At 56.4% G+C, this 6,670-nt stretch carries 8 protein-coding genes; 3 read left to right on the top strand and 5 right to left on the bottom strand.

Translation table 11 applies throughout. The features are described 5' to 3' along the window. The 4 genes from M0974_RS20835 to M0974_RS20820 form a co-directional block, all read right to left on the bottom strand. Nucleotides 1-1,408, bottom strand: a 1,408-nt coding sequence (locus M0974_RS20835) for a RelA/SpoT family protein (protein ID WP_297841088.1), incomplete at its 3' end; no start/stop codon positions are given. A 60-nt stretch (nt 1,409-1,468) separates the two neighbouring features. Continuing rightward, nucleotides 1,469-1,732, bottom strand: coding sequence for a DNA-directed RNA polymerase subunit omega (gene rpoZ, locus M0974_RS20830; RefSeq protein ID WP_297841085.1), 264 nt, complete (start codon nt 1,730-1,732; stop codon nt 1,469-1,471). Between the two features lie 188 nt (nt 1,733-1,920). Further along, nucleotides 1,921-2,541, bottom strand: coding sequence for a guanylate kinase (gmk, locus tag M0974_RS20825; RefSeq protein ID WP_297841083.1), 621 nt, complete (start codon nt 2,539-2,541; stop codon nt 1,921-1,923). 10 nt (nt 2,542-2,551) lie between these two features. Further along, on the bottom strand, nt 2,552-3,415 hold the full coding sequence (locus M0974_RS20820) for a YicC/YloC family endoribonuclease (RefSeq protein WP_297841080.1): 864 nt from the start codon (nt 3,413-3,415) through the stop codon (nt 2,552-2,554). A 273-nt stretch (nt 3,416-3,688) separates the two neighbouring features. On the opposite strand from M0974_RS20820, the gene rph reads away from it, so the two are divergent. Next, on the top strand, nt 3,689-4,411 hold the full coding sequence (gene rph / locus M0974_RS20815) for a ribonuclease PH (protein ID WP_297841076.1): 723 nt from the start codon (nt 3,689-3,691) through the stop codon (nt 4,409-4,411). 73 nt (nt 4,412-4,484) lie between these two features. Here rph and M0974_RS20810 read toward each other — a convergent pair whose 3' ends face one another. Continuing rightward, nucleotides 4,485-5,264 carry an exodeoxyribonuclease III gene (locus M0974_RS20810; RefSeq protein WP_219063057.1) on the bottom strand — a complete coding sequence of 260 codons (780 nt, stop codon included), beginning with the start codon at nt 5,262-5,264 and terminating at the stop codon, nt 4,485-4,487. Nucleotides 5,265-5,347: 83 nt separating this feature from the next. Here M0974_RS20810 and pyrE point away from each other — a divergent pair, with 83 nt between their 5' ends. Together pyrE and M0974_RS20800 are read left to right on the top strand one after the other, a co-directional pair. Beyond that, entirely contained in the window at nt 5,348-5,989 is a 642-nt protein-coding gene (gene pyrE, locus M0974_RS20805) for an orotate phosphoribosyltransferase (protein ID WP_297841073.1), read from the top strand. Between the two features lie 13 nt (nt 5,990-6,002). Beyond that, nucleotides 6,003-6,593 carry a DUF4124 domain-containing protein gene (locus M0974_RS20800; RefSeq protein ID WP_297841071.1) on the top strand — a complete coding sequence of 197 codons (591 nt, stop codon included), beginning with the start codon at nt 6,003-6,005 and terminating at the stop codon, nt 6,591-6,593. Nucleotides 6,594-6,670 lie beyond the last annotated feature (77 nt).

Below are 6,670 nucleotides of genomic sequence, written 5' to 3'. Positions count from 1 at the left end.
GGGTACGGGCTTTGCCGGTGACGACAAAGTTTAGCCAGGCCGGGTTTGGTCGTGCGCCGGGAGCGCTGACGATTTCAACCGTCGAGCCACTTTGCAACGGCTCGGAGAGCGGTGCCAGGCGACGATTGATCCGACAGGCAATGCAGCTGTTGCCGACATCAGTGTGTACGGCGTAAGCAAAATCCACCGCCGTTGAGCCTTTGGGCAGCTCCATGATCCGGCCTTTGGGCGTGAACACATAGACCTCGTCCGGGAACAGGTCGATCTTCACGCTTTCGATGAACTCCAGCGAGTTGCCTGCACGCTGTTGCATTTCCAGCACGCCTTTAACCCACTGACGCGCGCGGGCATGTGTGCCTTTTGTCTGTTCATCGCCACTGGATTTGTATAGCCAGTGCGCTGCAATCCCGTTATTCGCCATTTCTTCCATCTCGCGGGTGCGAATCTGGATCTCGATGGGCACGCCATGCATACCGAAGAGGGTGGTGTGCAACGATTGGTAGCCGTTGGCCTTGGGGATTGCGATGTAATCCTTGAAGCGACCGGGCAGTGGTTTGTACAAATTATGCACAGCACCCAGCACGCGATAGCAGGTGTCGACCTTGTCGACGATGATGCGGAACGCGTAAACGTCCATGATTTCGTTGAAGGCCCGGCGTTTGCCGCGCATCTTCTTGTAGATGCCGTACAGATGTTTCTGTCGGCCACTGACTTCGCCTTCGATACCGTCCACGGCCAAGCAATGGCTCAGGGACTCCTCGATCTTGTTGACCAGCTCTTTGCGGTTTCCCCGTGCGCGCTTTACCGCCTGACCGATGCGCGACGAGCGCATGGGGTACATGGCCTTGAAACCGAGGTCTTCAAATTCGATGCGGATGCTGTGCATACCCAGGCGGTTAGCAATGGGTGCATAGATTTCCAAGGTTTCTTTGGCAATCCGTCGGCGTTTTTCACCAGACAAGACTTCCAGTGTGCGCATGTTGTGTAGCCGGTCAGCCAGCTTGACCAGAATCACCCGAATGTCTCGGGCCATGGCCATGGCCATTTTCTGGAAGTTTTCGGCTTGGGCTTCGGCTTTGGTTTCGAAGTTCATCTGGGTCAGCTTGCTGACCCCGTCGACTAGTTCGGCCACGGTTTCGCCGAACTGCGCACACAGCGCTTCTTTGGCAATACCAGTGTCTTCGATCACGTCATGCAGCATGGCTGCCATCAGGCTTTGATGGTCCATATGCATGTCGGCAAGAATATTCGCGACCGCTAAAGGGTGCGTAACGTAGGCTTCGCCACTGCGGCGGCGTTGGCCATCGTGGGCTTGTTCGGCGTAGAAATACGCTCGGCGGACCAGGTTGACCTGGTCTTTACCGAGGTAGGTCGACAGACGATCGGCGAGGGCGTCTATGCTCGGCAAGTGAATACTCCTTGCCGAAGGCTTTTACCCTGCGCCGTACTACGTCGACCAGGCATAAGCTTAGACGGCCTCGTTGGACTCGTCCTCGAAGGCCGCGAACAATGGCTCATCTTCAACGATTTCAGCTTCGGCAATAACAGCGTAACTCATCAGGCCGGCAGCGATTTCGCGCAGTGCCATAACGGTAGGCTTGTCGTTTTCCCAAGCCAGCTTAGGTTCTTTACCACCGGTGGCCAGTTGACGGGCACGCTTGGTAGAGAGCATGACCAGTTCAAAGCGGTTAACGACGTGGTCTAGGCAGTCTTCAACGGTCACGCGGGCCATGGGTATTCCTCGTAGCAAATGCAGTATGCGCGATGCCCGGATGGGCGAGCGAACTAGAGAGTTTAAAAAAACACCAGCGTTTAGGGAAGGGGAGATTTCATCAGCGGTAAGTTTTAAGCGTCAAGCTGCAAGAAAAAGCGCTCAAAACGACGCCAGTTTGAAGCTTGCAGCTTGTCTGTTTGGTGGCCCTAAGCCAACAACTGGGCGAGCAAATTACTAAAACGCTGCTGTTGCGGTTTCTGGTGCAGTTGGTTGGCGCGGAAGATCGCTTTGAGGTCTTCAAGGGCAGTGGCGAAGTCATCGTTGATCACGATGAAGTCGTATTCCACGTAGTGACTCATCTCGCTGACAGCTTCACGCATGCGTCCTTCGATGATCTCGTCGCTATCCTGGCCACGGTTGGTCAGGCGCTGACGCAACGCTTGCTGGGTTGGCGGCAAAATGAAAATCGAGCGCGCGTCGGGCATCAATTTGCGCACCTGCTCGGCGCCTTGCCAGTCGATTTCGAGGATCAGGTCGTGGCCTTCATCAAGGGTTTGCTGCAGGCGACTTTGCGACGTGCCGTACAGATTGCCGAAGACTTCAGCCTGCTCAAGAAAGTCGCCGTGCTCGATCATACGCACGAACTCGGCGCGGTCTACGAAGTGATAGTTCACATCGTTGATTTCGCCGGGACGCATGGCGCGCGTGGTGTGTGAGACCGAAACGCGGATCTGCGGCTGAGCGTCAATCAGGGCTTTTACCAAACTGGTCTTGCCTGCGCCCGAGGGTGCAGAGACGATATAAAGGGTGCCGGTACTGTGGGTCATGTCGGGTGCCTTACTCAATATTCTGCACTTGTTCACGCATCTGCTCGATCAACACTTTGAGGTTGACCGCCGCTTGAGTACTGCGCGGGTCGAAGGCTTTGGAGCCTAATGTATTGGCTTCGCGATTGAGTTCCTGCATCAGGAAATCCAAGCGCCGGCCTGCTTGTCCACCGGCCTTCAAGACGCGGCGTACTTCGGAAACATGGGTGGCAAGGCGGTCCAGTTCTTCGGCGACATCGCTCTTCTGCGCAAGCAGCACCATCTCTTGCTCAAGGCGTTGCGGATCAAGCTCGGCCTTCATGTCGGCGAAGCGATCCATTACTTTTTGCCGTTGCGTCGCGAGCATCTGCGGCACTAACACACGCAGGGTCGCCACCTCTTCGTTAATGGACACTAACCGTTCGTCGAGAAGTTTGGCCAAGTCTGCCCCTTCACGGCCGCGACCGGCTTTAAGCTCGGTCAACGCTTCGTTGAACAAAGCCAGTGCGTCGTTATTCAGAGCTTGGGGGTCGCTCGCGTCAGCGACCAGAACGCCAGGCCAAGCCAGGACTTCGAGTGGATTCAGCGGCGCCGGTTGCTTGATCAAGCTGGCGATGATTTCAGCGGCGGCCACCAGTTGGGCGGCGCGCTCGCGGTCTACTTGCAGCGGCTTGCCTGCGGTTTCCTCGGTGAAGCGCAAGGTGCATTCGACCTTGCCCCGCGACAAGCCCTGGCGTAGAGCTTCGCGGACGGCGCTTTCAAGATCACGAAACGATTCTGGCAAGCGCAGGTGCGGCTCCAGATAACGGTGATTGACTGAGCGTAATTCCCAACTCAGGGTGCCCTGAATCCCAGCCCTTTCGACTCGGGCAAAGGCCGTCATGCTGTGCACCATGGGAGATACCTCTTGGTTTGGGCGAAAGAATCCTATCGTGGGCGGTGATTTGCCCCAGTAAGTGTCATCAATAGTCGACAGGCTTCAAAGGCGCGGGATTGTAGCGCAGTGCAGGGGATGCTCCCAAATGGGCAATGCGACATTATGCTGCTGAGCGCCAATTCTGCCTCTTTTGGCCGTGAGAATCTGACCGGCAGCGTTTTAGAGGTGCCCACGCCGGGTTGTGATCACTATAATGCTTGGCAGTTTTCCGTCTCAGTACAGGTATTTCTAATGAAACGTCCAAGTGGCCGCGCTGCCGATCAGCTCCGCTCGATCCGCATCACCCGCAACTACACCAAGCACGCCGAGGGCTCTGTACTGGTCGAGTTCGGTGACACCAAAGTGATCTGCACAGTCAGCGTCGAAAACGGTGTGCCGCGTTTCCTTAAAGGTCAGGGCCAAGGTTGGTTGACGGCCGAATACGGCATGCTGCCGCGCGCTACTGGCGAACGCAACCAGCGTGAAGCGAGCCGTGGCAAGCAAGGCGGACGCACCCTGGAAATCCAGCGTCTGATTGGTCGCTCCCTGCGTGCAGCGCTGGACATGTCCAAACTTGGCGACGTCACGCTGTCTGTCGACTGCGATGTTATTCAAGCTGACGGCGGCACCCGTACCGCATCTATTACCGGCGCCATGGTTGCGCTGGTCGATGCGTTGAAAGTCATCAAAAAGCGCGGCGGCCTCAAAGGCGGCGACCCGCTCAAGCAGATGATTGCAGCTGTCTCGGTGGGTATGTACCAAGGCGAACCAGTACTCGACCTCGATTATCTGGAAGATTCCGCCGCTGAGACTGACCTCAACGTCGTGATGACTAGCACTGGCGGCTTCATAGAAGTCCAGGGCACGGCTGAGGGCGCGCCGTTCCAGCCTGAAGAGCTGAACGCGATGCTCGCATTGGCGAACAAAGGCATGACCGAGCTGTTCGAACTGCAGCTGGCAGCACTGGCTGACTGATAGGCAGCACAACTCCTACAGACAGCCACAAAAAAGCCGACGCGAAGTCGGCTTTTTTGTGGGCGGCGGGACGTTAGATGGTCAACGTCCAGTCGTAATCCACGATCAATGGAGCATGCTGCGAGAAGCGCGGCTGACGAGGTAGGCGCGCGCTGCGTACAAAGCGGCGCAGGCCTGGGGTCAGCAACTGGTAATCGAAACGCCAACCGAGATTGAGCATTTCAGCCTGTTCGTTATCCGGCCACCAGCTGTACTGATCGCCTTCACGACTGACTTCACGCAACGCATCAACATAACCCATGGTGCCGACAATCTCGTCCATCCAGGCGCGTTCTGGCGCCAGGAAGCCCGGAGATTGCTGGCTGTCGCGCCAGTTCTTGATATCAAGTTTCTGTTGCGCAACGTACAAGGAGCCGCAGTAGATGTACTCACGGCGTTTGCGCCGCTGTTTATCCAAATACCGCGCGAAGTCGTCCATAAGCTTGAATTTTTGATTCAAGTCTTCGTCGCCGTTCATTCCCGAAGGAAGCAGCAAGGTCGCAATACTGACTTTGTCGAAATCTGCTTGCAGGTAACGCCCGTAACGGTCGGCTGTTTCGAAGCCGAGGCCGCTGATTACCGCTTTCGGCTGCAACCGCGAATAAAGCGCCACGCCACCTTGGGCAGGGACTTCAGCTTCGCAGGCATAAAGGAAATAGCCATCCAGTTGGAAGGCTGGGTCGTCCAGTTCAAAGGCGGAGGCGCGGGTGTCCTGTAGACAGATGACGTCGGCATTCTGAGCTTGCAGCCAACTGAGCAAACCACGCTCGACTGCGGCCTGAATGCCATTTACGTTCACACTGATGATCCGCATAAATGGCCCCAAAAATCACGTGCGTGTATGATACCCGAGCTCTACCTAATTAGCTAAATCCGTGGTATTTGGGGCTTTTTTTCATGCATGAGTATCAGCGCGACTTCATCCGTTTTGCCATTGATCGTGGGGTTTTGCGCTTCGGTGAGTTCACTCTCAAGTCCGGTCGCATCAGTCCGTATTTCTTCAATGCTGGCTTGTTTAACACCGGTTCTGCCTTGGCACAGTTAGGTCGCTTCTACGCGTCGGCGGTGGTCGAGAGCGGTATTTCGTTCGATGTTTTGTTCGGCCCAGCGTACAAGGGCATTCCCTTGGCGGCCGCAACTGCCGTGGCGTTGGCCGAACAACACCAGCTAGATCTGCCTTGGTGTTTTAACCGCAAAGAAGCCAAGGCACACGGCGAAGGCGGAAGCCTGGTTGGTGCTCCACTCACCGGTAACGTGCTGATCATCGATGATGTGATCACTGCCGGTACTGCGATTCGCGAAGTCATGCAGATAATCAAAGACCAGAACGCTACGGCGGCCGGTGTGTTGATTGCATTAAATCGCCAAGAGCGCGGCAATGGTGCGCTGTCAGCGATCCAGGAAGTCGAACGCGACTTCGGCATTCCCGTCGTCAGCATCGTATCGTTGAATCAAGTTCTGCAATATCTGGCCGATGACGTACAACTGAAACAACATTTGCCAGCGGTCGAGGCGTATCGGGCGCAGTACGGAATTTGAGGACACTGCCTTTATGCTCAAACTGAGCGCTGTCGGACTGGTTCTAGCGTGGTACATGGTTCCTGCACACGCAGAGGACAAGCCTCAGATTTTATTCTATCGCTATGTCGACAGCCGGGGCGGCGTTGTCCTTGATCGTCAGGGCGTGCCTCCAGAGTACGTAGGCAAGGGCTATCAAGTACTTAATGAGCGTGGGCGGGTGATGCAAGTTGTTCCGCCTGCGGCGACTGCAGATGAGCTTCAACGCCAGCGGGTCGAAAAGGCCCAGGCCGACTCGGATGCGCAGTTGTTGCATCTATACAGCAGCGTCGCCGACGTCGACCGCGCCAAAGCCCGCAAGCTGGCGGAATTGGACGCGTTGGTCGCGGTAGCGCAAGGCAATCTACAAAACCTCAGCACTCAGCAAAGCAACCTGCAAAGCCAGGCTGCCGACCAGGAACGAGCGGGGCGTGTCGTGCCGCAAACGCTGATCGATCAAATGAACGGCCTGCGCGATGATCAAAGTAACCTGAAGGCTGAAATTGTTCGGTATCAGGACTCGCGTAAGCAGGTGGATGCCAGTTTCGCGGGTGACCGGGTTCGGGTGCAGCATTTGGTGCAGTGATGGATGTTGTGGAAAACCCACCCCGCCTTCGACGCTCCGTTGTCGCGCAGCAACCAGTGTAGGAGCGCGCTTGCCCG

It is taken from the genome of Pseudomonas sp. (genome assembly GCF_026224925.1).
In the GTDB taxonomy this organism is placed as follows: Bacteria; Pseudomonadota; Gammaproteobacteria; order Pseudomonadales; family Pseudomonadaceae; genus Aquipseudomonas.
The sequence above is the reverse complement of the archived record's forward strand: the minus strand, read 5'-3'. Positions and strand labels throughout refer to the sequence as shown.

Bases quoted from the DNA above. Each gene is read 5' to 3' on its own strand.
- rpoZ (WP_297841085.1), bottom strand. From the start codon at position 1,732: ATGGCCCGCGTGACCGTTGAAGACTGCCTAGACCACGTCGTTAACCGC.
- gmk (WP_297841083.1), bottom strand. From the start codon at position 2,541: ATGACCCACAGTACCGGCACCCTTTATATCGTCTCTGCACCCTCGGGC.
- M0974_RS20820 (WP_297841080.1), bottom strand. From the start codon at position 3,415: ATGGTGCACAGCATGACGGCCTTTGCCCGAGTCGAAAGGGCTGGGATT.
- rph (WP_297841076.1), top strand. From the start codon at position 3,689: ATGAAACGTCCAAGTGGCCGCGCTGCCGATCAGCTCCGCTCGATCCGC.
- M0974_RS20810 (WP_219063057.1), bottom strand. From the start codon at position 5,264: ATGCGGATCATCAGTGTGAACGTAAATGGCATTCAGGCCGCAGTCGAG.
- pyrE (WP_297841073.1), top strand. From the start codon at position 5,348: ATGCATGAGTATCAGCGCGACTTCATCCGTTTTGCCATTGATCGTGGG.
- M0974_RS20800 (WP_297841071.1), top strand. From the start codon at position 6,003: ATGCTCAAACTGAGCGCTGTCGGACTGGTTCTAGCGTGGTACATGGTT.